Source organism: Catellatospora sp. IY07-71 (assembly GCF_018326265.1).
Lineage (GTDB): Bacteria > Actinomycetota > Actinomycetes > Mycobacteriales > Micromonosporaceae > Catellatospora.
In genome coordinates, this window is record NZ_AP023360.1 from 6671702 (window position 1) to 6696505 (window position 24804).

General features: G+C 70.5%; 25 protein-coding genes. 19 read left to right on the top strand and 6 right to left on the bottom strand.

Annotated elements, in window-relative coordinates; translation table 11 throughout:
* Positions 1-26: 26 nt before the first annotated feature.
* Positions 27-1061: a hypothetical protein gene (locus tag CS0771_RS29600; RefSeq protein WP_212844059.1), complete on the bottom strand. Its 1035-nt coding sequence runs from the start codon at positions 1059-1061 to the stop codon at positions 27-29.
* A 299-nt stretch (positions 1062-1360) separates the two neighbouring features.
* Between CS0771_RS29600 and CS0771_RS29605 the strand changes: the two genes are divergently transcribed.
* The 3 genes from CS0771_RS29605 (at position 1361) to CS0771_RS29615 (ending at position 5362) form a co-directional block, all read left to right on the top strand.
* A complete protein-coding gene (locus CS0771_RS29605; protein WP_212844060.1) occupies positions 1361-4180 on the top strand; it encodes a DUF3376 domain-containing protein in 2820 nt (939 codons plus the stop codon).
* A 383-nt stretch (positions 4181-4563) separates the two neighbouring features.
* Positions 4564-4914 carry a hypothetical protein gene (locus tag CS0771_RS29610; protein WP_212844061.1) on the top strand — a complete coding sequence of 117 codons (351 nt, stop codon included), beginning with the start codon at positions 4564-4566 and terminating at the stop codon, positions 4912-4914.
* 115 nt (positions 4915-5029) lie between these two features.
* Positions 5030-5362 carry a CU044_2847 family protein gene (locus CS0771_RS29615; protein ID WP_212844062.1) on the top strand — a complete coding sequence of 111 codons (333 nt, stop codon included), beginning with the start codon at positions 5030-5032 and terminating at the stop codon, positions 5360-5362.
* A 203-nt stretch (positions 5363-5565) separates the two neighbouring features.
* On the opposite strand, the gene CS0771_RS29620 is transcribed toward CS0771_RS29615, so the two are convergent.
* Positions 5566-6657 carry a glycoside hydrolase family 11 protein gene (locus CS0771_RS29620; protein WP_371821504.1) on the bottom strand — a complete coding sequence of 364 codons (1092 nt, stop codon included), beginning with the start codon at positions 6655-6657 and terminating at the stop codon, positions 5566-5568.
* A 434-nt stretch (positions 6658-7091) separates the two neighbouring features.
* On the opposite strand from CS0771_RS29620, the gene CS0771_RS29625 reads away from it, so the two are divergent.
* Positions 7092-7970: a fructosamine kinase family protein gene (locus CS0771_RS29625; protein WP_244871108.1), complete on the top strand. Its 879-nt coding sequence runs from the start codon at positions 7092-7094 to the stop codon at positions 7968-7970.
* An 83-nt stretch (positions 7971-8053) separates the two neighbouring features.
* Here CS0771_RS29625 and CS0771_RS29630 read toward each other — a convergent pair whose 3' ends face one another.
* Positions 8054-9022, bottom strand: coding sequence for a DUF5937 family protein (locus tag CS0771_RS29630; protein WP_212844063.1), 969 nt, complete (start codon positions 9020-9022; stop codon positions 8054-8056).
* A 64-nt stretch (positions 9023-9086) separates the two neighbouring features.
* Between CS0771_RS29630 and CS0771_RS29635 the strand changes: the two genes are divergently transcribed.
* The 12 genes from CS0771_RS29635 (at position 9087) to CS0771_RS29690 (ending at position 18913) form a co-directional block, all read left to right on the top strand.
* Positions 9087-10310 (top strand): MFS transporter, encoded by a 1224-nt coding sequence (locus CS0771_RS29635; RefSeq protein ID WP_212844064.1) that lies wholly within the window; start codon positions 9087-9089, stop codon positions 10308-10310.
* Between the two features lie 129 nt (positions 10311-10439).
* Positions 10440-10676, top strand: coding sequence for a hypothetical protein (locus CS0771_RS29640; protein WP_212844065.1), 237 nt, complete (start codon positions 10440-10442; stop codon positions 10674-10676).
* 354 nt (positions 10677-11030) lie between these two features.
* Positions 11031-11693: a hypothetical protein gene (locus CS0771_RS29645; RefSeq protein WP_212844066.1), complete on the top strand. Its 663-nt coding sequence runs from the start codon at positions 11031-11033 to the stop codon at positions 11691-11693.
* Positions 11694-11791: 98 nt separating this feature from the next.
* Entirely contained in the window at positions 11792-11959 is a 168-nt protein-coding gene (locus CS0771_RS29650) for a hypothetical protein (RefSeq protein WP_212844067.1), read from the top strand.
* Positions 11960-12119: 160 nt separating this feature from the next.
* On the top strand, positions 12120-13319 hold the full coding sequence (locus CS0771_RS29655; protein WP_212844068.1) for an NAD(P)/FAD-dependent oxidoreductase: 1200 nt from the start codon (positions 12120-12122) through the stop codon (positions 13317-13319).
* Positions 13320-13329: 10 nt separating this feature from the next.
* Entirely contained in the window at positions 13330-14283 is a 954-nt protein-coding gene (locus CS0771_RS29660; RefSeq protein WP_212844069.1) for a sigma-70 family RNA polymerase sigma factor, read from the top strand.
* Positions 14284-14493: 210 nt separating this feature from the next.
* On the top strand, positions 14494-15468 hold the full coding sequence (locus CS0771_RS29665) for a calcium/sodium antiporter (protein WP_212844070.1): 975 nt from the start codon (positions 14494-14496) through the stop codon (positions 15466-15468).
* Positions 15469-15575: 107 nt separating this feature from the next.
* Entirely contained in the window at positions 15576-15743 is a 168-nt protein-coding gene (locus CS0771_RS29670) for a hypothetical protein (protein ID WP_305835348.1), read from the top strand.
* Between the two features lie 159 nt (positions 15744-15902).
* Entirely contained in the window at positions 15903-16325 is a 423-nt protein-coding gene (locus tag CS0771_RS29675) for a CBS domain-containing protein (RefSeq protein ID WP_244871109.1), read from the top strand.
* Complete coding sequence (locus CS0771_RS29680) at positions 16322-17608, top strand: SLC13 family permease (RefSeq protein ID WP_212844072.1); 1287 nt, start codon at positions 16322-16324, stop codon at positions 17606-17608. Before CS0771_RS29675 ends, CS0771_RS29680 begins: the two co-directional genes overlap by 4 nt.
* 163 nt (positions 17609-17771) lie before the next feature.
* Complete coding sequence (locus CS0771_RS29685) at positions 17772-18524, top strand: ArsR family transcriptional regulator (RefSeq protein ID WP_244871110.1); 753 nt, start codon at positions 17772-17774, stop codon at positions 18522-18524.
* The gene (locus tag CS0771_RS29690; protein ID WP_212844074.1) at positions 18521-18913 is read left to right on the top strand and encodes a VOC family protein; all 393 of its coding nucleotides are present in this window, start codon (positions 18521-18523) and stop codon (positions 18911-18913) included. Before CS0771_RS29685 ends, CS0771_RS29690 begins: the two co-directional genes overlap by 4 nt.
* A 144-nt stretch (positions 18914-19057) precedes the next feature.
* Here CS0771_RS29690 and CS0771_RS29695 read toward each other — a convergent pair whose 3' ends face one another.
* Both CS0771_RS29695 and CS0771_RS29700 read right to left on the bottom strand, forming a co-directional pair.
* Positions 19058-19573 carry a DUF2269 domain-containing protein gene (locus CS0771_RS29695; protein WP_212844075.1) on the bottom strand — a complete coding sequence of 172 codons (516 nt, stop codon included), beginning with the start codon at positions 19571-19573 and terminating at the stop codon, positions 19058-19060.
* A complete protein-coding gene (locus CS0771_RS29700) occupies positions 19573-19716 on the bottom strand; it encodes a hypothetical protein (RefSeq protein ID WP_212844076.1) in 144 nt (47 codons plus the stop codon). The genes CS0771_RS29695 and CS0771_RS29700 overlap by 1 nt, the downstream gene beginning before the upstream one ends.
* Positions 19717-19840: 124 nt before the next feature.
* Here CS0771_RS29700 and CS0771_RS29705 point away from each other — a divergent pair, with 124 nt between their 5' ends.
* Both CS0771_RS29705 and CS0771_RS29710 read left to right on the top strand, forming a co-directional pair.
* Positions 19841-20410, top strand: a complete 570-nt coding sequence (locus CS0771_RS29705) for a TetR/AcrR family transcriptional regulator (RefSeq protein WP_212844077.1) — start codon at positions 19841-19843, stop codon at positions 20408-20410.
* 295 nt (positions 20411-20705) lie between these two features.
* Positions 20706-21722 (top strand): NlpC/P60 family protein, encoded by a 1017-nt coding sequence (locus CS0771_RS29710; RefSeq protein WP_212844078.1) that lies wholly within the window; start codon positions 20706-20708, stop codon positions 21720-21722.
* Positions 21723-21740: 18 nt separating this feature from the next.
* Here CS0771_RS29710 and CS0771_RS29715 read toward each other — a convergent pair whose 3' ends face one another.
* Positions 21741-24257: a copper-translocating P-type ATPase gene (locus CS0771_RS29715; RefSeq protein ID WP_212844079.1), complete on the bottom strand. Its 2517-nt coding sequence runs from the start codon at positions 24255-24257 to the stop codon at positions 21741-21743.
* A gap of 220 nt (positions 24258-24477) precedes the next feature.
* Between CS0771_RS29715 and CS0771_RS29720 the strand changes: the two genes are divergently transcribed.
* The gene (locus CS0771_RS29720; RefSeq protein WP_212844080.1) at positions 24478-24792 is read left to right on the top strand and encodes a metal-sensitive transcriptional regulator; all 315 of its coding nucleotides are present in this window, start codon (positions 24478-24480) and stop codon (positions 24790-24792) included.
* The last annotated feature ends 12 nt before the right edge of the window (positions 24793-24804 follow it).

Below are 24804 nucleotides of genomic sequence, written 5' to 3' on the forward strand. Positions count from 1 at the left end.
GTTGCAACGACCCCTAGAATCCGCCGTCATGCCGGCGGGGACTCGTCCCGGATGAGGCTCACCTCGCCGTCGCGCTCGGGTCCGCGTACGTTGTCGAGAACCTTCTTGCCCTGGATGTCGACCAGCCGCGTGACACTCTCCTGCGCCACGCCGAAGATGATGGCCCAGGCGACGATCTGCGCGGAGCTGTCCAGATTCGACAGGCCGGGCACGAATCCGCCGTGGATGAGCACCAGGCCCATGAGCGCGGCCAGCGCACCGACCGGCAGCCGGAGCAGTACGAGCATGAGCGGCACCCAGTACGGCGTCGACGTGCCCTGGATCCCGCGCAGCGACACGGCGGCGGCCAGCGCGGCCGCCCCGGCCCCGAAGGCCTCCACGAGCAGGACGTCCCTGCCGCTGGGCGCGGCTCCGATCGGGCACACGAGCTGGTCGTCCTGGGGGGTGAAGCAGAGCTTCGAGGCTATCGGCATGGGGTCCTTGAATGCCCACACGATGAACAGGACGGCGATGGCCGACGTGACCAGGATCGACGCCAGCAGGATGTTGCGGAAGCTGCGTGCCTGCGCACGTTCCTGCTCCTCCGCCACCTGGGAGGCCAGCAGCACCGACACGGCCAGTTCCCGCATGTCCTCGGTGACTTTGTAGCCGTTGCCGCCGAGCCGCTCCTCGAGCGCCCTGAGGCGCTGGTCCGTGGGCTTCAGGTGCTGCCGGCCGGTCTCGATCAGGAACGGTCCCAGCTCGGCGAGCTCCTCGGTAGGCGTCAGGCGCAAGATTTTGATCTCGGCTCGGTGGATGTTGGCGAACGCCCGGTCGATGTCGGAGCCGGCGAGGTCCGGCCAGAGCAGTCTTCTCTTGTTCGCCGCGTCCCTGGCGGCCCGCAGATGGGTGTCCGCCTTATCGGCGATCTGCTGCTGCGCGGGGGTGAGCCCGCGCGACTTGATGGTGTTGAGCTGGGCCTGGAGTTCGGCCACGTACGCGCTCGTGCGCTGCCACCATGACGAGGCTCGGTGGTAGCCGGCGACGTCCCGGTCGCTGTCCATGAAGACTTTGGGCCTCATGCCGCTCCCCCGCACGTGGCTCCGGTGCGGTCGCCGTCGCGGGGTACGCGGATGCGGCTGTCACCGACCCGCGCGACGCCGATCACGGGATGGAGGTACCTCGTAACCAAGACGCGATCCTTCTATTATGCGCAATTCATCTGCTTTATACGTATACGGGATATCTCACTGATCTGCCGGACGCCACGGAAAACCAGGCGGAGCGAACTTCGCCGCCGTGCCCGCCGACTGACCGTCCTCGCTCGACACCGCGACTCAGACGCCGTACGCAGGCAATATCACTCTCCTATGCTGATCTCATGGTCGGTGCGGAACCGGAACGGGAGCTGCGCCTGGCGCTGGTCCTCAACGGTGGAGTGAGCCTGGCCGTATGGATGGCGGGCGTGGCCTACGAGATCGACCTGCTGCGGCGGGCCTCGGCGCAGGAGCGGTCCGGGGTGGCCGACGACGCGGCCGCGCAGCAGTGGTGGCTGCTGTGCCATCCGGAGGACGGCGCGCACCGCCGCGTGGTCGTCGATGTCATCGCGGGCACCAGCGCCGGAGGCATCAACGGCACCCTCCTGGCCGCCGCCGTCGCCCGTGGCGCGACCCTGGACCCGGTCAGCTTCGAAGCGACATCCGCCAGGTCGCGACGCTGGCTGCGGGAGGTGTGGACCGAGCGGGCGTGCCTGGAGCGGGGCAAGCTCCTGCCCGCTGGCCCCGGCCCGCGATCGGTGCTCGACGGTGACTACTTCTCCGAGACCATCGCCTCCGCGCTCACCCAGGTCGACGCAGACGGGGCCGAAGGGCAGCCGGTCACCCTGTTCATCACCGCCACCTGCATGGGCCGCAGCGAGCGCAGCTACGTCGACTCCTACGGCCGGCCGTTCACCGTCGCCGACCACCGAAGGCTGTACCAGTTCGAACACGCGCCGCGGCGGATCGAGTACGTCCCGCCCGCCGCCGCGGCCGACCTGGACGACGGGCTCGACGGCTGTTTCCGGCTGTCGGAGCGCAACGACTTCGCCCTCGGCAATGCCGCGCAGCTGGCCCGCGCCGCGCGCGCTTCGGCGTCGTTCCCGGTGGCGTTCGCGCCCGTGCCCCTCACGCCGGGACTGTGCGCACAGCAGGCACCGGGAACGCCGCACCTGGGCGGCGCCGGGCCGCTGCTGGACGGCGGGATCCTGGACAACTCGCCGTTCGCGCCCGTGCTCAGGGCCGTCGCCTACCAGCCGCTGGACTCCCCTGCCGATCGGCTCATCGTCTACGTGGTGCCGTCCAACGGCAGCGAATCGGCCGGGGATCCCGCTCTCGGTGCGGAGCCCACGCTCCGGCAGGTCATCGGCTCCACCATGAGCTTTCCCAGGGAGGCAGACTTCCGCCTGGACGTCGACGGCATCACGGAGCTGATGGTGGCCTCGAACGCCGCCTGGGAGGACGCCCAGGCGCTGTTCACGACACTGATGTCGAGCCCGGCGGAGCGGCGGGAGTTCGCGCACCTGGCCCGCCGCCTGGTGCCGGTCTACCGCCGAGGCCGCGCCGCCGGGGGCGTCTGCGAGGCGCAGAGCCTGGCCCGGCCGGGGCCCAGCACGGCGCTGACGGCGGCGCCCGGGTTGGGCGCGGCGGAGGTGGAGGCGGTGCTGGCCACCTCTCCGCGCTGGATCCCGCCGGAAAGCCAGGGACATCTTCCCCTCGGCGACCCGGCGACCACACGGCCGTGGCAGTGGGGTGTCACCGCGGCGCACCGCGCACTACGGCTGATGCTGTCCAAACTCCGCACGGATCTCGACGGCGACCACACAGCCCGACTGCGGACCGCGGTGGCGGACGTCGACGAGCAGCTGCGGCGGGTGCTGGCGGTCCGCGACGAACTCGAGCGCACGCTCGCCGGGCTGATACCACCGCCGCACAGCGGTGCGGCAGCCGTCGCGGTCGCCGTCAACACCCAGCTGACGAGACTTCGCATCCCCGAGGTGCTGGGGCGGGTGGTCACCGCGGCAGCTCAGCGGGTCGCCTCGGTGTACGGCCTGACGCCGCAGGACGTGCTCGGATGCGTGCTCACGGTCGAGGTCCTGGCCTGCAGTCTCAACGCAAGGGTGGCCGGCGCTCGGCCCGCCCCGTTCAGGCTACTGCGGCTGGGGCCCGACGTGGAGGTGCCCGTGCTCAGCCACGACGAAGCGGGGGAGCTGGCCGGGCGCCTGGGCGCGCTGAAGCTGTACGGCACCCAGGTGGGCCATTTCGCGGCGTTCGGCCTCGCGCAGTGGCGGGACTGGGACTGGCTCTGCGGCAGACTGGACGCGGTGGCGCATCTGGGCGCGGCACTGGACGCGTCACCCGAGTGGATCAAGGCAACCCAGGCCGCCGTGCTCGCTGCCGAAGGCTCCGACCCCGACGATTACGCCCAGCGGATGAGGGCCATGCGCGGTGTGGACGCCGACCGGCTGCACAAGGCTATGATCGACGATGAGCGTGGCGGTCAGAACCTGTTCGACCTGGGCCAGCGGCTGATCCAGGTGGCCGCGTCCGCCACCGGCGACACCTCCGCCTCCGCGCGCTGGCTGCGGGTCGCCGTCGATCCGTGTTTCCCGGCGGACAAGCCGGGTACCGTTCAGCTGCTGCGCTGGCTGACCCACCCCGTACGAGCCAATGCCTGGTCACGGCTGGCGTCCAGGCACGCGGTCCTGCCCGAACCGGCGGTGCCGCGCCTGCTCGACCTGAAGGCGCACGCGATCGCTCTCGCCACGGCCACTGTCCTGGCGCTGCTCGCCGTCGCCGTCGTCAGCACGGCCACCGGCACGACCATGCGCGGCGCCCTGGCCGCCGCCGCGGGAGTCCTCATCGGCTTCCTCGCGGTCCTGCTCGCCGGCGCCGGCACGCTCCTCCTGCTCACCAGCGCCGCCTCCGGCCGCGCGCCACGGTGGACCCGGGCAGTCGGCGGCCTGCTGGCGGTAGGTGCCGCGGTCGCCGGCTTGGTGTCGTGGTGCCGGACAGCTCAGGCGCCCGGTCCCCATACCGCGGCGGCCGCGGCGGGCACCGCCGTGATCCTCCTCGGGCTGCTGTCACTGGGCGGCGCGGCCGGACTCCACGGGTTGCGCCGCAGGCTCGGCCGGCTTGTCCGCCCGGGCGGTCGGAGAAGGTGACCACGCCACGCGCGGTCGTTCCACTGTGCTTGTTCCCGGGTAGACGCAAAAAGCGCACCGACTATCCCGGAAACGCGGCCTGAGCTGCTAAAGTTGAAGCCGGGTCAGCGGGCTGATCACCCGGAAGACAGCAGGTGAGGGGCATGCTTCAGCCAGAAGGCGATGCCCACGGTACGCGGAGTTGACCCGAAGCCATAGCCAGTGGCGATCGCTCCCCGAAACGGCCCCAGGATCCGGCGGTCGAAACGGATCCGCCATGAGGATCATGGGCAAAGCGGTCCGATGTCACACCCTGGCTCGCCTGCTGCCACTCCTCCGCAAATCGACGTCCGGAGACCGGTATCCGGCAATCCTGTTCAGACACAGCCTCCTGAGGAGGAACCATGTCTGTCACCACGCGCCAGGACCAGATGGTCGACCCTACTCCCGCAACGGACAAGAAGAACGTCGAGTCGGCGGTGGTCGAAGGCCGCACGCTCGAGCTTCGAGTGGGAAACATCAATGGCGTGCAGCACGTGTGGACGCGCCTGACCGAGCCGAAGCCCGGCGATGTCATCTGGATCGAGCGCACCACGGACGGCGGCGCTCACTGGAAGGCCTTCGGCAAGCGCACCATCACGGCCGGAGGGCGCAACTACACCGACGCCCTGCGGACGGACCCGAGTGACCAGGTGAGAATGCGGGCCCATACGGACCTCAAGGACGGCGACGCATACCAGACCGCCCCGTTCTGATCACTCGTCCCGAATGGTGCCTCACCGCATTCCACGGTGAGGCACCAGCTCCGATCCGCTTCGGCGGTCGAAGCGGATCGGGCCACGGCGTACGTGTCACGAGCGGAGGATGCCCATGGCGAGCGTGGCTCAGATCCAGCTGGAAGGCGGCGGATCGATCCTGGTCGAGGCGCCGGACGCGACGGACGGGCCGGTGAAGGCAGGCCGGGTGGGCGACGCGATCCGCGAGCTGCCGGTGAGCCTGCAGGCCGCGCTGGTGCCGGTGACCGACGCGGCCAGAGCGATACTGGAGCAACTGCGGCAGGCGGGACCGGCCGGCGTCGACGTGGAGTTCGGGGTCGATCTCGCCATGCAGGCCGGAGCGGTGATCACCAAGAGTGAGACGTCCTGCCACCTGAAAGTGAGGCTGACCTGGCACCCGGGCGAAGCCGACCGGACCGGCCGCTGAGCGGAGGCGGACCATGGACGTGCTGGCGGCAGCCGCGCCCGATGGTACGGCGGGGCCGGCCGGGGCACCGGTCGGCGCCCGCCGTGGCCACGTGACAGCCTTCGAAGGACTCTCGCCAGGACTTCGCAAACGGCTCCCGGCCGGCGGAGCGACCGCCGGCCGGGAGCCGCTACACGGTGGAACGGCAGCAGCGTCTGCGGGGTTCAGCTGCAGGCAGTGCCGTTGAGGGAGAACCCGGTGGGCGCGGAGCTGTTGCCGGTGTGGGTCGCCTGGAACCCGATGGTGGTGGATCCGCCCGGCGGGATGGCGGCGTTGTAACCCACGTTGGTCGCGGTCACCTGACCGCTGGTCGGGGCGAAGGTGGCGCTCCAGCCGGAGGTGATGTTCTGTCCGGAGGCGAGGGTGAACCGCAGCGACCAGCCGTTGATGGCGGTTGAGCCGGTGTTGGTGATGGTGATGTTGTCGGTCAGCCCGTTGTTCCACGCATTGAGCGCGTTGGTCACCCGGCATCCTCCGCTGCCGCCCGGCGAGCTCGACGGGCTCGGCCGCGGGCTGGCGCTGGCAGGTGCGCTGGGGCTGGTCGGCGTGTTGCCCTCGCTGACGGTGATGGTGGAGCTTCCGCTGCTCTGGTAGCCCTCGGTCGCCATGATCTGGTAGTTGTGCGTGCCCAGGTTGAGACCCAGGCCGGCCCAGGCGTTGAAGTGGTTGGCGGTGGTGATGGTGCCGCTGGTGCGGTGCTGCTGGCGCACGCTCCAGTACTGGTAGAACGTGGCGTTGCCGATGATCGACGGCTGGTTGACGCGCAACGTGCGGTAGATGTCGTAGGTGCTGCCGTCGGTGGTGACCGAACCGAGCCTGGTCGCGCCCGTGCTCGGGTTGTAGCTGCCGAAGTCCTCCACGACGTAGTACTCGATGAGCGGGTTGGTCGTCCACCCGTACAGGGCCAGGTAGCCGTTGCCGTTGGGGCTGAAGCTGCCGGAGTAGTTGACCGTGTGGCTGGAACCGGGGTTCCAGCCCTTGCCGACGACGGTGTTGTTGATGCCGCTCCACTGCACGCTGTAGCGGCCCGCGGCGCCCAGGGTCATGGTGACGTTGCCGCTGTCCTTCCAGTACGAGTAGAAGAAGCCGTTGTGCCAGCCGGTGGAGTTCGAGGTGATGGTCCGATCAGCCTCGGCGTGGGCCGTGCCGGACACGATGATCGAGGCGGCCGCCAGCGCGACGGCGCACAGGCCGCCGATGAGCGCGTTGACCCGGCTGCGCCTGCGGAGCATGGGGTGGGACGGGTGATCGTTCACGCGAGTGCATCCTTCGTGAAGGGCAGCCGGCGGGCGGGGCTGCCCGGGGGGGGGCTCGATTCGATGCTGTCGGGGCCGCCGGGGCGGGCGGCGTTCACCGACAGCGCAGCGCGACGGTGGCGGATGGGGTGATCCGGCCGGCGGCCCGGGGGCCAGGTCATGGCCACGGCCGAGGGCCGCCGATCGTCGACAATCATCGATGCTCGCAGTATTGGACCGTCTAACCAGACCTGTCAACAACTTCCGGAAGTTTTCGGCGATCCGCGGCTACCGTGACTCCACCGGATGCGTGGAAGCTGCCACCCCAACACGTCCACTACGTCACGGCCGCTGGCACACGAAGCGATCACGACGACACCATGGTCTACAGTGATCGACACACCGCCACAGGGGCCACCGAAAGTTTCGGTGCCAACAGCAAGGAGGCGCCAGTCGTGACGCACTCGCCGGCGCTGCTGGAGAACCTCCTCCGCAGCCGCATGCACGACGTCGTCACCGTCGAGCCGGCCACGGGCGGGCAGGCCGCGCTCGCGGGCATCGCCACCCGCCGGGAGGCACCGCCCGTGTTCGTCAAGGCTCTCGCCGAACCCCCGCCCGACGATGTCTTCGTCGCGGAGGCCGAAGGACTGGCCGCCCTGCGCGACATCGGCGGCGTGGCGACGCCCGAGGTGCTCCTTGCGGACCGGGACCTGCTCGTGCTGTCGGTGCTGCGGCCCCGGCCGGACAGCGAGACCTTCTGGGAGCAGTTCGCGCACGTGCTCGCTCGCCTGCACACGGGTACCGTCCACCATCGCTTCGGCTGGCACCGCGACAACTGGCTCGGCCGCCGCCGCCAGGTCAACGCCTGGAACGACGACGGCTTCGCCTTCTTCGCCGAGCACCGGCTGCTCCGGTGGCTCGGGCAGCCCCGGATCGACGCCGCGCTCGACCGGGCAGACCGGGCGGCGCTGGAACGGCTGTGCCACCGGCTGCCTGACCTGCTGCCGGACCGCCCGGCCTGCCTGACGCACGGCGACCTCTGGGCGCAGAACATCCTGGCCACTGCGGACGAGCGGCCCGCGCTGATCGATCCGGCGGTGTCCTACATGTGGGCCGAAGTGGATCTGGCCCATGTGTGGACGACTTCGCCACCGCCCGAAGCGCACCGCTTCTTCGCGACCTATGCCGAGCTCACCTCACTCGACAGCGATTGGCGGAGCCGTATGCCGATCATCCAGCTTCGCCAGCACCTTGCCGTCCTGGCCCAGTTCGACGACGACTGGGGCGCGGGCGACCAGATCCGCGCCACCCTGGCGCCCTTCCGGCAGCGGTGAGCAGCCTCATGCCGGCCGCCACCAGGCGAGCGGCGGTGAAGGCCGTCCGCTGGGGTGGTGCCCGCCGGGCCGGTGCTCAGGCATCAGCCCAGCAGGCGGTCGCCGCGATCGGTCCGCAGGTGCAGCACCGTGCGGCCGTCTCGGTGCGTGCTCACCAGCCCGCACGCGCGCAGCACGCCCAGATGTTGTGACACCGCACCGGCCGTCACGTCCAGTCGGCCGGCCAGGTCCGCGGTCGTTGCGGGCTGAGCGAGACCGATCAGGATCTGCGCCCGGGTGCGGCCCAGCAACGTGGCCAGGGCGTCGGCGACCGGTGCGGGCCGCTCCCACAGGGTCGCCACCCCCCGCGAAGGGTAGCGGAGCGTGCCTGCGGCGATCGGGCGCGTCGCGGCGGTGACCCGCGGCCAGCAGAAGACGCTGGGACACAGGATCAGCCCGTTGCCGTGCAGGCTGACGGCTTCGGCGACCAGCGGCGGGCGGGTGCGGTGCACCACCAGTTCGCCGCCGTCGAAGACCACTTCGTCATGTAGATCGGTGAACAGCCGCTCCAGGCCCCCGGCGGCGAGCAACCCGGCCCGGTGGGCGATGTCGGCCTCCAGCAGCCGTTCCATCCGGGTCCAGTGCGGAGCGATGAGTTCGCGGTGGCAGCAGGCGAGCGCCTCGGCCAGCTCGCGCAGACCTGCTGACGGGTGGTCGGCCAGACGGCGTGTCCGGGACGTGCTCACCGTCAGCGTGGCCAGTTCCTCGCGTACCCGCGAAGGGCTGATGGCCTTGATCCGGCGTAACTCGTCGGCCAGCGCGGGCAGGCGGGTGTCCGGCGGCGGGATGAGGAAGGCGGGCTTGGCTCTGTCGTCGCCGGTCAGGTCCAGCAGGAGACGCAGCCCTGGAGTGTCGGGCAGGCGTGGTCGTGCCCACCTGACCCAGGGCAGGTGTACGGCGTGGACGCCCGGCCGCTGCAACGCCGCGAGTGCCATGACCGTCTCGTACGCGGGAGAGACGGCGAATCGCACCCGGGCCAGCTCCAGCCCTGCCAGCGAGATCCGCAATGCCATGACCACAATTTAGCCAGGGCTAAACAGTGGCCGCGATCGGGCCGGTCGGCTCAGCATCCCGAACATGACCATGACCGATACCGTGCCGAACGCCGTGCGCCGCCCACGCCGGGACTGGCATCTGCTGTGGGCCGCGAGCGCCGTTTCGACCCTCGGCGACGGCGCGTTCGTCGCCGTGTTGCCGTTGCTGGCCGCTTCGATGACATCGGACCCCCGGCTGATCGCCGGGGTGACCGCCTGGGGCACGCTGCCCTGGCTGCTGGCCGCGCTGCCGGCCGGGGCGCTCGCCGACCGGTGGGACGCCCGCCGGACGATGGCCCGATTCCAGGTCGCTCAGGCGTTGCTGCTCGGCGCGCTGGCCGCGGTGACGCTGACCGCGGTGAGCGGGGTCGCCGTCCTGTACGCCGTGGCGTTCGCCGTGGGGCTGGCCGAGACGATGGTGAAGGTGTCGGCGCAGAAGCTGGTGCCGGCGGTCGTCGGCGCGCGGGATCTGGAGAGGGCCAACGGGAGGCAGAACGCGACGGTGTTCGCCAACCGCATGTTCGTGGGGCCGCCGCTGGGGGCGTTGCTGTTCTCGCTGGCGGCCTCGCTGCCGCTGTGGTTGTGCGCCTCGACGTTCACCGTGTCCGCTGCGCTGGTGTGGCGTATCCGCGCACGTACCGAACCCGGCCGGCGGCGCACCCTGCGGGTCGAGATCGGTGAGGGCGTGCGGTGGCTGGGCTCCAACCGGTTGTTGCGCACGCTGTCGTTGCTGTCCGGAGCGGCGAACCTGGCCAACTTCATGGCGATGGCGACCTTCGTGCTGTTCGCGCGTGAACGGCTGGGCGTGAGCGACGCCGCGTACGGCGTGGTGGTCGCGCTGACCGGGGTCGGCGGGGTGCTGGGCAGCCTGCTCAGCGGCCGGATCGTCGCCACGCTCGGCAGCCGCCGCACGGTCACCATCACGATCTTCACGACACCGGTCGCGATGATCGCCCTCGGGTTGTTCGCCCGTGACGTCCTGACACTGACCCTGCTCGCGAGCGTCACGTCCTTCGGTGCGTCGCTGTGGAACGTGTCGTCGTCGTCCGTGCGGCAGCGGATGGTGCCCGCCGCGCTCATGGGCCGGGTGAGCAGCGTCGGGCTGCTCATGGCCTGGGGCACCCAGCCCCTCGGCGCGCTGCTCGGCGGGTTCGTCGCCGGATGGTGGGGACTCGCCGCGCCGTGGCTCATCGCGGGCGCGGTGCGGCTCGCCGCCGCCTTCCTCGCCCTGCGGCCGCTCGCTTCGTGGCCGCCCGAGCCTTCCTGAGCCGTGGACGTCGTCTCCGATGAAGGATCCGGTTCCACGCACGAGGCTGACCCAACTGCCGGGACGGGCAAGGCCAATCAATCGCCAGTTATCTATGCTTTGGGTAACCGCTCTATCGATGGAGGGAAGATGCGCAGAGTCAAAATGGCGATCGCAGCGGCGGCCCTGGTGGGTGCCACCGTGTTCGTCGGAGCCACGCCGGCGCACGCGACACCCAGCCTTCGCGGCGTCGTCTACGACTACTCGGAGTGCGTCCGGATCGGCAACTACGGCATCCAGAACTACGGCTGGACCGGCCCGCTCCAGTGCGTCTGGTACCCGACCGGCAGCAGCTACCCCTCGGGCTACTGGTTCATCTACGCCTGATGCGCGGCAATCGGCGAATCTCACCGAGGAGCCGGAGGCGACCATGACGGCCTGCCGGCCGTTCGCCGTCGAGCCGCTGGATCACGGCAGAACGGCGAGACAAGCCACGCCGTAGCGTGGCGGAGACACCCCCGGCCGCCGCAGGTCAAGCCGGCGGCGGCCGGGCAGCCGGACCGGCGATCGCCCGCGCCCTTCAACTTAGTTGAACAAGTGTACGGACGAAGGATCCTGCCGATCCGGCTCCTGCCCCAAGAAATGCCTGTTCAGGAGGTGAGATCGGCTGAATTCGGGGTGTTGATCGGTCAAGCTCCGGGTACGGCATCCGCGATAGGGCATACACGGGGGTGGAGAAGTATGAGCGCCAACTATGAGACAGGGCCCGCTCGCGGCGAGCAGGTCGGTGATGCGCGACCGGCGGAGACCGTCGAGACGTACCGCGTCGGCGAGCAGCGCGAGATGGTGATCACCCGCGAACACGACCGCTTCGGCGGGATGAAGTTCGGCTCGGCCTTCTTCGGCTGGCTGACCGCCATGGGTACGGCGGTGCTGCTGACGGCGCTGCTGGCCGCGGCCGGAACGGCGCTCGGGCTCGCGGCCGCGGACAACAGCGTGGTGCAGGACGCCACGACCGCGGTCACCGACACCGCCGCGTCGATCGGGATAGCCGGGATCGTCGCACTGCTGGTGATCTTGTTCGTGTCGTACTTCTGCGGAGGCTATGTGGCCGGCCGGATGGCCCGCTTCGACGGCACGAAGCAGGGCGTCGCGGTGTGGCTGTGGTCGGTCCTGATCGCGGTCGTGGTGGCGGTGGCCGGGGCGGTCCTGGGAGACCAGTACGACGTCCTGTCGCGGCTCAACGGTTTCCCGCGGCTGCCGGTCAACGAGGGCGATCTCACCGCTGCCGGAATCGTGACGGCGGTCGTGCTGGCGGCGGTGGCACTGCTCGGCGCGGTCCTCGGCGGGCGCGCCGGAATGCGCTACCACCGCCGGATCGACCAGGCCGGGCTCAGCCGCTGACCGAGCGGATGGCAGTTGCCGCCTTCCATGTGATGGGCCCGCCCGGGCGGGCCCATCACAGTGCGGCGGCAGTGGCCGGGTGGCATTACCGTGCGGACATGGAACTTCTGATCTGGGTCCTGGCCGTCGCAGCGCTGCTGGTCGCACTCACGCTTTTCGTCGTGGCGCGACGCAGCCACAGCCGCAGCACCCTCGACCCGTCACAGGACGTCTACACCGGCCCGTCCCGCGGCGCCGAGATACACAAGCCAGGCCACATGCCATGACGTCCAGCAGGATCAGGCGACCTGCACCCGTGCCGCGCGCGTCGTGAGCATCGCCGAACGCCCTGACGTCCTGTGACCGATGGCACAGGACGTTCCTGTCAGCAATCGGGGCGCTGTCCCGCTCAATTCCCGAGCGAACGCGAACCGACAGGAGCAAGGCATGAAGCACCGCATCGTCGTCCTCGGCGCCGGCTATGCCGGGGCCTACGCGGCAGGAAACCTGGCGCGACGGCTGTCCCCTGCGGACACCGAGATCACCGTCGTGAACGCCGAGCCCGACTTCGTCCAGCGGCTGAGGCTGCACCAGCTGGCGGCCGGCCAGGAAATCGCGGCCCCCAAGCTCGCCGACGTGTTCAAGGGCACCGGCATCCGGTTGCACCTGGCCCGTGTCGCCGCCATCGACCTCGAACGCCAGGCCGTCGCCACGGCCGACGGCGGCAGCGAGATCGGCTACGACACCCTGCTCTACACGCTCGGCAGCGCCGTCGCCGGCCACGGCGTTTCCGGCGTCGCCGAGCATGCCTTCCACGTCACCAGCCGTCCGGCGGCGCTGCGGCTGCGGGCGCGCCTGGACGCCCTGGACAGGCAAGGTGAGGGCGGCCGTGTGCTGGTCGTCGGGGACGGGCTGACCGGCATCGAGACGGCGACCGAGCTCGCCGAGTCCCGGCCCGGCCTGTCGGTGACGCTGGTCGCCCGCGGCGAGCTGGGCGCCCGGCTCAGTGCCGGGGCCCGCCTGCACCTGCGGCGGGCCTGCGATCGGCTGGGCATCACCGTCGTCGAGCACACCGGCGTCGATGCCGTCGAAGCAACGCGGGTGCTGTGCGCCGACGGCACGACGCTGGCCTCAGACGCGACCGTGTGGACCGCCGGGTTCGCGATCCACCCCATCGCCGCAGCCAGCGGGCTCGAAGTCACCGAGAACGGCCAGATCGTCGTCGACCGTACTATGCGGTCGCTGTCGCACCCCAGCGTCTACGCCGCCGGCGACAGCGTCCACGCCGTCGGTGACAACGGCAGGCCGCTGCCGATGTCGTGCGCTTCGGCCGGCTACACCGGCCGGCAGGCCATGAAAGCGATCGTAGGACGCCTGACCGGCCGCAAGATCGCGAACGTCAAGCTGGACTACGTGGGCAACCACATCAGCCTCGGGCGGCACGACGGCATCCTGCAGCCGGTCGACGGCCGAGGACGGGCAAAGGCGAACTACCTGGCCGGCCGGAACGCCGCACGGGTCAAGGCCGGCATCGTGCAGCTGTCACTGTGGACCACCTCCCATCCGACCTTCGGCCTGCCCAAGCGCCGACGCGACCTCGCCCCCGCGCAGCAGGCGTTCGCCGTGGACCGTCGCGCGGCCGCGTAGGGTGCCTCGCGTGGACGGCACCACCGCTGATCGCTTCGACGTCAGCCGCTTCGAGGCCAGCCGCGACCGGCTGGCCTCGCTGGCGTACCGGCTGCTGGGCTCCGCCGCCGACGCCGAAGACGCCGTGCAGGACGCCTTCCTGCGCTGGCAGGCCGCCGACCGGCGGCGGATCACCGTGCCCGAGGCCTGGTTGACCAAGGTCACCACCAACCTGTGCCTGGACCGGCTCCGCTCGGCGCAAGCCCGCCGAGAACGCAGCGCGAGCGCCTGGCTGCCCGAACTGCTGCTCGACGGCGATCCGATGCTCGGCCCGGCCGACACCGCCGAGCAGCGCGAGTCCGTATCCCTGGCCATGCTGATTCTCATGGAGCGCCTGTCCCCGCCGGAGCGGGCCGTCTACCTGCTGCACGAGGTGTTCTCCTACAGCCATACCGAGACCGCCGAGATCCTCGACATCACCGAGTCCGCGAGTCAGCAGCATCTGCACCGGGCCCGGCGCCGCATCTCCACCGAGCGCCGCCGGAGCGGCGACGTCGACCCGGTGGCCGCGCGCAGAGTCGTCGAAGAGTTCCTCGCCGCCGCGTCCTCGGGCCGCACCGACCGCCTGGTGGCGCTGCTCACCGACGACGCGACCGCGATCTCCGACGGCGCGGGCCTGGTCGAGACGTTGCTGCGCCACGACACCGCGCCGCGCATCGCCGCCGTCGCGCGGGCCGGCTTCAAGCCGACCCCCGCGAAGCGGCGGCTGGCCGGCGGCACACCCGCCGTCCACTACGCGGCCGTCAACGGCGGACCCGCCGTGCTGTTCGTGCTGGGCGACCGCGTGGTCGGCGCCGTCACGTTCGAGGTCACCCACGGCAGGATCGCAACCGTGCTCGGCATTGCCGCGCCCACCCGCCTCGCCCGCCTCACCGAAGCCTGGCGGCGGCACGAACCGGATCCGCCGCTCGTCCCTCAGTGGTGACCCGGCCCCGACAGCGGGCCGGGCACAGCATCAGGCACGGTGGCTCCCAGCGTCAGCGGGGCCTGTGCGGTGAGCGGTGGAGACCGCCCGGGCCGGTGACGCTCGCTCGCAATGCGGCGGGTATGCGCTACGGTATGGGCCGGTGTGCCGGGAAGTCTGGTCGGCGAGCAAGTCCCCTCGTCGTCCTCGACCAGACAGCGGAGCCACCTCATGCCCCTGCAGATCCTGCTCTCCGTCGCAGGCCTCGTGCTGCTGACCTTCGCCGCCGACCACCTGGTGCTCGGCTCGTCACGCCTGGCCACGCGGATGCGCATCAGCCCGGTCGTCGTCGGCGTCGTCGTCATCGGCCTGGGCACCAGCGCGCCGGAGTTCCTGGTGTCCGCGCTGGCCGCGGCACGCGGCGACACCGGAATCGCGGTCGGCAACATCGTCGGGTCCAACATCCTGAACCTGACCCTGATCCTCGGTATCGCCGCGCTGATCACGCCGTTCGCGGTCGACTCGACCGTGGTCCGGCGCGAGGTCCCGCTCGCCGTCGGGTCGGTGCTGGTGTTCGCAGTGCTGGCCTACGCCGGCCTGTCGCCGCTGACCGCGCTGCTGCTGGCCGTCTGCGCCGCCGCGGCGCTGTTCGTCCTCGTCCGGTGGGCCAGGGGCGGCGGCAACCAGGAACTGACCGCCGAAGTCGCCGAGTTCGAGACCGAAGGCGGAGCCGTGGTCGTCGCACCGGCCAAGCAGGCCCCGACCTGGTTCGAGCCGGTGCGCACCGTACTGGGCCTGGCCGGTGTACTCGGCGGGGCGCAGCTGCTGGTCGCCAACGCCTCCGCGATCGCCGAGGAGCTCGGCGTCCCACAGATCATCATCGGTTTCACCCTCGTGGCGCTGGGCACGTCGCTGCCGGAGCTGGTCACCACGATCCAGGCGCAGCGCCGCGGCGAGACCGACCTGGTCGTCGGCAACCTGTTCGGCAGCAACCTGTTCAACAGCCTCGCCGGTGGCGCGTTCATCGGGTTCGCCGCGGGCATGGACAACGTCGCCCGCGCGTCGGCTGTGCTGCTCACGGCGATGATGTTCACCGCGCTGCTGGCCTGGGCGCTGCTGCGCCGCGGGCTGCGGCTGACCCGCGGCGACGGCGCCGTGCTGCTGTCCGTCTACGCGCTGACGCTGCCGCTGCTGCTGACCTACTGAGCAGCTGCGACGCGGCCACGTTGCCGACATCCGGCAGCGTGGCCGCGCCGAAGACGGTCGAGTCTCGACCTGGAACCCACGCCGGGAGCAAGCAGATGCTGTGGAGCATGACAGACGACATCGCCGTACGGGCCGAGGACTTGACCAAGTTCTACGGCACCCGCCGCGGCATCGAAGGCCTCACCCTTGAGGTGCGCACCGGGGAGGTGATGGGATTCCTGGGCCCCAACGGCGCGCCCGGCTGCCGGGGTGGCCCAACGGAGTCCCACGCCTGACCGCCGGCCGCCTTCAGCCGGGCGCCGTTCGGCCGGGCAGCGTTTGATCCGGCAGCGCCACGTTCGATAGGGTCAGGCCAGGAGCGCCGGGAAGTCTGGACGGCATCACATCGCCGACCACAGAAACGGACCCCTCTCGTGCGTGCTGCCGATCTTCTCGTGCCCTGGCCGAGCGTCACCCTGGACACCCCCGCCATCGAGGCCGCCAGGACCCTGGCCGACGCCGACCTGCCCGGCCTGATCGTCGTCAACGGGCGCGGGGTGCCGTTCGCGGTGCTGCCCGGCACTCAGGTGCTGCGGCTGGCGGTGCCGTCGTACTGCCAGGACGATCCACTGCTGGCTCGGCTGGTCGACGAGGCCGCGGCCGACGTGTTCATCCGCGAGCTCGGTGAGCGCACGGTGCGGGAGCTGCTGCCGCCGCAGCCGTCGGAGCTGCCTGTGGTGGCGCCCGGCGCGACGGCGCTGGAGATCGCGGCGTTGATGGCCCGCACCCGCAGCCCGCTGGTCGCCGTCGTCGACGACGGCCGCCTGCTGGGCGCGGTGACCCTGCACGGGCTGCTCGACCGGGTGATGCCGGCATGACCGTGCAGGCCTGGCTCGCGGTGGCGGTGTTCGCCGTCGCGTACGTGTTCATCGCCACCGAGTGGATCCACCGGGTCGCCGTCGCGCTCGGCGGCGCGGTGCTGATGTTGCTGATCGGCGCGACCGATGCCGAGCACGCGTTCTTCTCCGAGGAATCGGGCATCGACTGGAACGTCATCTTCCTGCTGATCGGCATGATGCTGATCGTGGCCGTGCTGCGCCGCACCGGCCTGTTCGAGTACCTCGCGATCTGGGCCGTCAAACGCGCCGGTGGGCGTCCGTACCCGGTGATGGTCATCCTCGTGGTGATCACCGCGGTCGCGTCGGCCGGTCTGGACAATGTGACCACGGTGCTGCTGGTGGCTCCGGTGACGCTGTTCGTGTGCGACAAGTTGGGGCTGCCCGCGGCGCCGTTCCTGATCGCCGAGGTGATGGCGTCCAACATCGGCGGCACCGCGACCCTGATCGGCGACCCACCCAACATCATCATCGCGAGCCGGTCGGGGCTGACGTTCAACGACTTCCTCAATGTCATGGCCCCGATCGTGCTGGTGCTGCTGGTGGTGTTCCTGGGGCTGTGCCGGTGGCTGTTCCGTGACGCGTTCCGCCACGACAGCGCCAAGGTGGCGTCGGTGATGGCGATGCGTGAGCGCGAAGCGATCCGCGACCCGCGGCTGCTGACGGTCAGCCTGGTCTTCCTCGCTGCGGTGCTCGGTGCGTTCATGCTGCACTCGGTACTGCATCTGGAGCCGTCGGTCGTCGCGATGGTCGGCGGGCTGATGCTGCTGGCTGCTTCCCGGCTCGATCCGGACGAGATCGCCAGAGACGTCGAGTGGCACACGTTGATCTTCTTCGCCGGGCTGTTCATCATGGTGGGCGCGCTGGTGCACACCGGTGTCATCGGTCAGCTGTCGCAGGCGGCGACGCAGGCGGTGGAGGGCAAGCTGTGGGGCGCGACCGTGCTGCTGGTCGGCGGGTCGGCGGTGCTGTCGGCCATCGTCGACAACATCCCGTACGTCGCGACGATGAGCCCCATCGTCGCCGACCTCGTCCGCGCCGACGGGACGCCACAGGGCAACGTGCTGTGGTGGGCGCTGGCGCTGGGCGCGGATCTGGGCGGCAACGCCACCGCGATCGGCGCGTCGGCGAACGTCGTCGTGCTCGGCATCGCCGAACGGGCCGGCAAGAAGATCACCTTCTGGGAGTTCACGAAGTACGGCCTGATCGTCACCGTGATCACTGTGGCGATCTGTGTGCCTTACCTGTGGCTGCGGTTCTTTTGATCGTGGGCTGCGCCGATGCTGTCGCGCGGCCCGCCGTTGATCGATGTTGATCAGGCGCCGGGGTCGGCAGGCCCGCGGCGACGAAGGAGGTACTCGATCTCGTTGTCGAGGGCTGCCTCGTCGCGGCTCGATACATCAAATGGATTTGATGTATCCTGGCGGGGTGGTGGTACCTGCTCGAACCCAGACGCCAGGGTTTCTGCGGGCGGCCGGGCATCCGCTGCGCTGGCAGCTGCTGACCGAGCTCGCCGCCAGCGACCGGCGCGTACATGAGCTGACGACGATGCTCGACCAGCCGCAGAACCTGGTCTCCTACCACCTCGCACAGCTGCGCGCCGCAGGCCTCGTCACCGGCCGCCGCAGCAGCGCTGACGGCCGCGACACCTACTACCGCCTCGACCTCGCCCTGTGCGCGGCCCAGCTGGCCGCCACCGGCAGCGCCCTGCACCCCGCACTCGGCCTGGTCCGGCCCCCGGCACCGAGCACCCCGGCGGCCGGGCGAGTGCTGTTCCTGTGCACCGGCAACAGCTCCCGCTCGCAGATGGCAGAGGCACTGCTACGCCGGCGCACGGCCGGATCGGTCGCCGTGTTCAGCGCCGGCAGCCAGCCCAAACCCGTCCACCCGCACGCGATCGCGGTCATGGCCGCCCACGGCATCGACCTGAGCGCCGCCCAGCCCAAACACCTCGACGTCTTCGCCGGCACACAGTTCGACCACGTCATCACCGTGTGCGACCGGCTACGCGAAACCTGCCCGCAATTGCCCGCCCGGCGCACCGCCCACTGGAGCATCCCCGACCCGGCCCGCGACCCTGACGGCTACCCCGCGTTCGAACGCGTCGCCGCCGAACTCGCCGAACGCGTGGGCTTCCTGATCCACGCCCTGACCGAACCGCAGCCACCGGAGGGAAAATGAACAGCCACGACGACTCCACCGTGCACGTCCGCTACCTCGTCGACGACGTACCGGCCGCAGTCGACTTCTACACCACCCACCTCGGCTTCACCCTCGGCACGCACTTTCCGCCCGCGTTCGCCGACGTCCGGCGCGGCAACCTGCGCCTGCTGCTGTCCGGGCCGCAGAGCTCGGCCGGGCGCCCCATGCCCGACGGGCGCACACCACAACCCGGCGGCTGGAACCGCATCCACCTCATCGTCGACGACATCGACGCCGAAGCCGCGCGGCTGCGCGCCGCCGGCGTCCGCTTCCGCAACGAGATCATCTCCGGGCCCGGCGGCCGCCAGACCGTATTCGACGACCCCGCCGGAAACCCCATCGAGCTGTTCCAACCAGCCCAGCACTAAGCCCGGCCGAGCTCCGGCACCACGCACCACGGCACACCTGGTACATCGCCGCCGGGGCCGCCATCGGTATCGCCCACCTGCTTCTGTGACCGGCACCGGTCCTGACGGCGGGGTTGGCGTAGCCGGCCGAACCTGCCGTGCCGGCTATGCGGGTGCGGGTCGGGTTCTGCGGTAGCCGTAGGTGGTCATGCCGCGTGGTTTGAACACCGCCAGTGCGGTCGCTGCCAGCAGGACGGCGATGGCGGCGGCGGCGTCGGCGACGAGCTGGACCTGCAGCCCGTGGAGGTCGCCTGCGGCGATCATGGTGGTGGCCGCGGGGTCGGCCAGGCGGCCGATGGGCTGGGTGTGCAGCAGTAGCAGGCCGGTGGCGGGGATGGTCAGGACGAGTTTGGCGATGACCCACCAGTGGCGGACCAGTCCCCAGGTGGTGCCGAGAGACTGGATGACGCCGGTCGTGAACGAGGCCAGGGCCAGGGGGACGATGACGGCCCAGGTGATCACGTCGGCGGCCAGGTATAGGGCATGGGCGCGAGCCGGGTCGGTGCTGGTCAGGCCGGCCACGGCGACGGCGAGGAAGGCGGTGACGGCGCCGAGCCAGCCCAGCGAGGTGGTGACGTGCGCGGTCAGGGCGGCCTTACGCAGCCGTGGTCGCATGGGCATCAGTGGCCGCCGTGGGACGGGATTTCGCCGGTCAGGTGGATGGCGATGAACGCTGCGGCCAGGATCAGGACGACCACTGCTGAGATCTTGACCCAGCGGGGCGTCTTGGGTGCTCGGTCATCGACGGTGCGCGGCTCGGTCATGGCTGGTTCTCCGGCTGGTCGTGAAGGGCGACGATGAGTTCGTCACTGGAGCAGACTTTAACGATACACAGTGTCTTAGACAAGACGCTATGTATCGCGCCCGTACGTCTCGTATGATCGAGGGGTGCCGAAGCTGTGGGATGCCACGATCGACGCGCACCGCAGCGCGGTGCGCGAGGCGGTGCTGGACGCCACCGCCGGACTGGTGGCCGCGCACGGGGTGGCGTCGGTGACGATGTCGCAGATCGCCGAGGCCTCCGGCATCGGCCGGGCCACGCTGTACAAGTACTTCCCCGACGTCGAGTCGATCCTGCGAGCCTGGCACGAACGGCAGGTCGGCGCGCACCTACATCAGCTTCAGGCGGTGCGCGAGCAGGCAGGCGACCCAGGCCGGGCACTGGTCACGGTCCTGGAGACGTACGCCCGCATCTGCCAGGCGCAGCACGGCGGGGACATGGCCGCGATGCTGCACCAGGGCCCGCACGTGGCCCACGCTCACCAGCACCTGCAGGCGCTGGTCGCCCAGCTGCTCGCCGACGGCGTACGCACGGGCGACGTGCGCGATGACGTACCCGCGCCGGAGCTGGCCGGATTCTGCCTCAACGCCCTGCGGGCAGCCGGGGGTATGACGTCGAAGGCAGCGCTCAGCCGGCTCGTCGCCGTCACCCTCGCCGGCCTGCGGCCACCGGCCTGAGCCGACACGGCCACCGGGCCGCCGGGCCGCCGCCGCAACCGACCGGCAACAGACATCGTGAGGTTCATCGATGCGCCGAGCGCCGTCACGCCTGACCCGAAGCCTGACGGTGCGTGACATCTCAGCAGCTCAGCGAAGTTTTCCTGCACTCCGGTTGAAACCGGCTCGCCTTTTTTCCTAGGGTTGGTGACCAACTGCCGCGTACGCCTGGTTGCACCCCTTGCGACCCCGCGGCGGTCACCGCCGCCGGGCTCACCCCCGACCGCCGGCTGCGGTCGGCGGCAAAGGAGATCCGGTGTCCCCCCTCCATACCGCGTCGCGCCCGTTCGCGCGGGTGCTGATCGTGGTGGCAGCATTGACGGCCGGACTGCTCGCAGCAGTCCCCGCGCACGCCGAACCGACCCCCGCTGAGATCGAAGCTCAGCTCACCGAGGCGTGGAACAAGCTCGAACCGGTGATCGAGGAGTACAACCAGGTCCACACCGAACTCGACAAACTGAAGAAGAAGGCCGCCGCACTGGACGCGAAGCTCGCACCGTTGCGGCTCACGGTCCAGGTCAGCCGCGCCCGGGTCGGCGCCATCGCGGCCGAATACTACAAGGGCAGCCGCACCCAGGAGATCAATTCGCTGCTGTCCACGGGGTCGCCCGCGCAGTTCGCCCGGCAGCTGTCGATCCTGACGCAGCTGGCGCACTCCAAGCAGCAGGAGATCGCCAAGACGACCGAGGTCAAGGCCGAGTTCGACCTCCAGAAGGCCGAGCTCGACCAGGTCATCGCCGACCAGGCGAAGAAGGACGCCGACATGGCGGCGAAGAAGAAGGCCATCGAATCCGACCTGCAGCGGCTCGCGGCCCTGCGGCTGAAAGCGTATGGCAGCGGCGGTCCGGGCGGCTCGCTGAAGATCGGCAACCTGTGCCCGGTGCCCGCGCTGGGTACGCAGGACAACACGTCCAGCAAGGGCAACACCGCGGCGCTCGCCGCGTGCAGGCAGATCGCCAAGAAGTACGTGTTCGGGTCCAACGGCCCGGACACCTTCGACTGCTCGGGCCTGACCCAATGGGCGTGGGCGAAGGCGGGTGTGGAGCTGACCCACTACACCAAGGCCCAGTGGACCGAGGGCAAGCGGGTGAGCACACCCATCGTCGGTGATCTGGTCTTCTTCTACCCGAACGACAACCTGCACCACATGGGCATGTACGTCGGGAAGGTCAACGGCAGAAAGGTGATGGTCCACGCACCGCACACCGGCGACGTCGTGCGAATGCAGTACATCGACGTCATGCCCCTGGCCGGCTACGTACGCCCGAGCTGACCAGCACCCGCACGCACCTCACCAGGGCCGCGTGCCTGCCGGCTGCGGCACCGGTGGAGTGTGGCGGCGCAGCAGCAGCGCGTTGAAGGTGACGATGATCGTCGAGGCGCTCATCAGCAGCGCCGCCCACTGCGGCTGCAGCAGGATGCCCAGGCTCGGATACAGCGCACCGGCCGCGACCGGGATCGCGAGCAGGTTGTAGACCGCGGCCCAGAACAGGTTCTGCTTGATCTTCTTCCGGACCGCGCGGGCGATGGACAGGGCGTACCCGACGTCGGCGGGGTTGTCGCGGATGAGCACGACATCGGCGGTCTCGACCGCGACGTCGGTGCCCGCGCCGATGGCGATGCCGATGTCGGCCTGGGCCAGCGCCGGCGCGTCGTTGACGCCGTCACCGACCATCGCGACCCTGGCTCCGCCTTGCTGCAGCGCGGTGATGTGGCCGGCCTTCTCCTCGGGCAGGACCTCGGCGATGACCGTGTCGATACCGAGCTTACGGGCGACAGCCTCAGCAGTCGTGCGCTGGTCGCCGGTGAGCATGACAGTACGGACGCCGGCGCGGTGCAGGACGCTGATCGCGGTCGCGGCCGGCTCGCGGACGGGGTCCGCGACCGCGACGACGCCGAGCGCGACGCCGTCGCGTGCGACGTACATCGCGGTCTTGCCGTCAGCGGCCAGCGCCGCGGCCGAGGAGGTCAGTCCGTCGACCGATACGTGCTCGCGCTGCATGAGCCGCAGGTTGCCGATGAGGATCTGCTTGCCGTCGACGGTGGCCTGCACACCGTGGCCGGGGATGGAGTCGAACCGCTGCGGCGGCGTGACGTCCATGCCCCGCTGCCGGGCGGCGTCGACGATCGCGGCGGCCAAGGGGTGCTGGGAGGGCTGGTCGGCCCGCGCCGCGGCGGCGAGCAGGTCCGCATCGGTGGCGCCGTCGGCGGGGACGAGGTCGGTGACGGCCGGTTTGCCGGCGGTCAGGGTGCCGGTCTTGTCGAACACGACGGTGTCGATGCCCGCGGTCGCCTCCAGCGCGGTGGCGTTCTTGAACAGCACGCCACCGCGCGCGCCCTGCCCCACGCCGACGGTGATCGCGGTCGGGGTGGCCAGGGCCAGGGCGTCGGGGCAGGCGATGACGACCGCCGACACCGCGGCGGTGACGGCGAACGCGGCGCCGTGCCCGCCCCACAGCATCCACGCGGTGAAGGTGAGCGCACCGGCGGCCAGCGCCACGTAGACGAGGTACTTGCCGGCGGTGTCGGCCAGGCGCTGGGCCGGGGCCTTGGACGCCTGGGCGTTCTGGACCATGGCCACGATGCGGGCCAGGGCGGTGTCGGCGCCGACCGCGGTGGCGGTGAACGTGAACGCGCCGGTGGTGTTGATGGTACCGCCGACGACGGGGTCGCCCGCGGTCTTGCTCACGGGAACGGGCTCGCCGGTGATCATCGACTCGTCGACGTAGGACCGGCCGCCGGTGACCGTGCCGTCGACCGGGACTTTCGCTCCGGGCTTGACCACGATCACGTCGCCGGCGACGACCTGGTCGAGGGCGATCTCGGTGTCGGCGCCGGCGCGGCGCACGATCGCGGTCGGCGGTGCCAGGGACAGCAGCGCCTCGACGGCGCGACCGGTGGCGAACCGTGAGCGCATCTCGAGCCAGTGCCCGAGCAGGCTGAGCGTGGTCAGCATCGCCGCGGCCTCGAAGAACACCTCGTGTCCGCCCAGCAGCGTCGACACCACCGAGTAGAAGTAGGCGACCAGGATGCCGACAGCGATCAGGGTCATCATGGTGACTTCGCCGATACGCAGCGAGCGGGCGGCCGAGGAGATGAACGGCCAGCCGCCCCACCACACGACCGGGGTGGCCAGGATGAGCCCGAACCATCCCATGGACAGCCCGAATGGCGGCTGTTCCGGCAGGCCGATCGCACCGCCGATGGGCGAGAACACCACGATCGGGATGGTCAGCAGGGCGCTGATGACGAACCGGCGCAGCATCGACGCGACCATGTGCTCGCCGTGGCCCGCGTGCTCGTCGTGCACTGCGTGGTCCACGTCGGCGGGGGCATGCCCGGTGTGATCCATGGTCGCTGTCCCGGCGTGGCCTGCGTGACCTGCTCCGGTGCCCTGCGAGTCCCCGGTGCTGTGGCCGCCGTGGGCGTGGTGGGCGGCGGCGTGCTGGTCTGCGGCGGTGTGGCTGGGGTGGTGGCGGTGAGTGCCGGTCTGGTCGGGTGGTCCCGCGGCGGGGTGGTCGGGCTGGCAGCACGAGGCGGGGCAGTCGGCGCAGTCGCAGGCGTAACCGTGCCCGGTCAGCAGTTGCCGGAGGCCGTCGGCGTCGATGCGGTCGGGGTCGTAGGCGACGTGGATGACGGCGCGGGTGCGGTCGGCGTGGGCTGCGGTGACGGCCGGTTGCCGGGTGAGGAAGCGTTCGACGGCGGCGAGTTCGGTGGCGCAGAAGCAGAAGTCGAGCGCGACCTCGGCGACGCGGCCACCGGTGTCGCGGTGGTGGCCAGGGTGGCCGGTGCCGTGGTCGTGGTTCATCGCAGGCTCCCCAGTCGGTGTTTCTCGATCAACTTCAACATACCCCGTAGGGGTACCTTTCGCGGTCGTGATTTCTCGGCCGGCGGCTGCGGGGCGGCCGGCGCGGGGTCTCGGTGTCGCGGCAGCCCATGACAGAGCCCTTTCGGATACCCATACCCCCTATAGGTATCGGCCAGCGGAACGCTAGCATACCCCCCAGGGGTTTGGCTACACTGGTTTCATGACGACGCAAGCCCACACTCCCCCGGCGGCCACGGCCCGCGGCTACACCGCGACCAAGGACCAGCTGCTCACGCGGATCCGCCGCATCGAGGGCCAGGTGCGTGGCATCGAGAAGATGGTCGAGGACGACCGGTACTGCATCGACGTGCTCACCCAGATCTCCGCGATCCAGGCGGCGCTGGACAAGGTCGGCCTGGGCCTGCTGGACGGCCACGCCCGCCACTGTATGCAGCACGGCGCACAGGAAGGCCGCGGCGAGGAGATGGCCACGGAGCTGATGGCCGCGGTCGGCCGGCTGATGAAACGAGGCTGACCACCGCGGTGC

What these genes read in the sequence shown, in the direction of transcription:
- CS0771_RS29600 (WP_212844059.1), bottom strand. Translation starts at nt 1,061, where the DNA reads ATGAGGCCCAAAGTCTTCATGGACAGCGACCGGGACGTCGCCGGCTAC.
- CS0771_RS29605 (WP_212844060.1), top strand. Translation starts at nt 1,361, where the DNA reads ATGGTCGGTGCGGAACCGGAACGGGAGCTGCGCCTGGCGCTGGTCCTC.
- CS0771_RS29610 (WP_212844061.1), top strand. Translation starts at nt 4,564, where the DNA reads ATGTCTGTCACCACGCGCCAGGACCAGATGGTCGACCCTACTCCCGCA.
- CS0771_RS29615 (WP_212844062.1), top strand. Translation starts at nt 5,030, where the DNA reads ATGGCGAGCGTGGCTCAGATCCAGCTGGAAGGCGGCGGATCGATCCTG.
- CS0771_RS29630 (WP_212844063.1), bottom strand. Translation starts at nt 9,022, where the DNA reads ATGGCATTGCGGATCTCGCTGGCAGGGCTGGAGCTGGCCCGGGTGCGA.
- CS0771_RS29635 (WP_212844064.1), top strand. Translation starts at nt 9,087, where the DNA reads ATGACCATGACCGATACCGTGCCGAACGCCGTGCGCCGCCCACGCCGG.
- CS0771_RS29640 (WP_212844065.1), top strand. Translation starts at nt 10,440, where the DNA reads ATGCGCAGAGTCAAAATGGCGATCGCAGCGGCGGCCCTGGTGGGTGCC.
- CS0771_RS29645 (WP_212844066.1), top strand. Translation starts at nt 11,031, where the DNA reads ATGAGCGCCAACTATGAGACAGGGCCCGCTCGCGGCGAGCAGGTCGGT.
- CS0771_RS29650 (WP_212844067.1), top strand. Translation starts at nt 11,792, where the DNA reads ATGGAACTTCTGATCTGGGTCCTGGCCGTCGCAGCGCTGCTGGTCGCA.
- CS0771_RS29655 (WP_212844068.1), top strand. Translation starts at nt 12,120, where the DNA reads ATGAAGCACCGCATCGTCGTCCTCGGCGCCGGCTATGCCGGGGCCTAC.
- CS0771_RS29665 (WP_212844070.1), top strand. Translation starts at nt 14,494, where the DNA reads ATGCCCCTGCAGATCCTGCTCTCCGTCGCAGGCCTCGTGCTGCTGACC.
- CS0771_RS29670 (WP_305835348.1), top strand. Translation starts at nt 15,576, where the DNA reads ATGACAGACGACATCGCCGTACGGGCCGAGGACTTGACCAAGTTCTAC.
- CS0771_RS29680 (WP_212844072.1), top strand. Translation starts at nt 16,322, where the DNA reads ATGACCGTGCAGGCCTGGCTCGCGGTGGCGGTGTTCGCCGTCGCGTAC.
- CS0771_RS29690 (WP_212844074.1), top strand. Translation starts at nt 18,521, where the DNA reads ATGAACAGCCACGACGACTCCACCGTGCACGTCCGCTACCTCGTCGAC.
- CS0771_RS29695 (WP_212844075.1), bottom strand. Translation starts at nt 19,573, where the DNA reads ATGCCCATGCGACCACGGCTGCGTAAGGCCGCCCTGACCGCGCACGTC.
- CS0771_RS29700 (WP_212844076.1), bottom strand. Translation starts at nt 19,716, where the DNA reads ATGACCGAGCCGCGCACCGTCGATGACCGAGCACCCAAGACGCCCCGC.
- CS0771_RS29715 (WP_212844079.1), bottom strand. Translation starts at nt 24,257, where the DNA reads ATGAACCACGACCACGGCACCGGCCACCCTGGCCACCACCGCGACACC.
- CS0771_RS29720 (WP_212844080.1), top strand. Translation starts at nt 24,478, where the DNA reads ATGACGACGCAAGCCCACACTCCCCCGGCGGCCACGGCCCGCGGCTAC.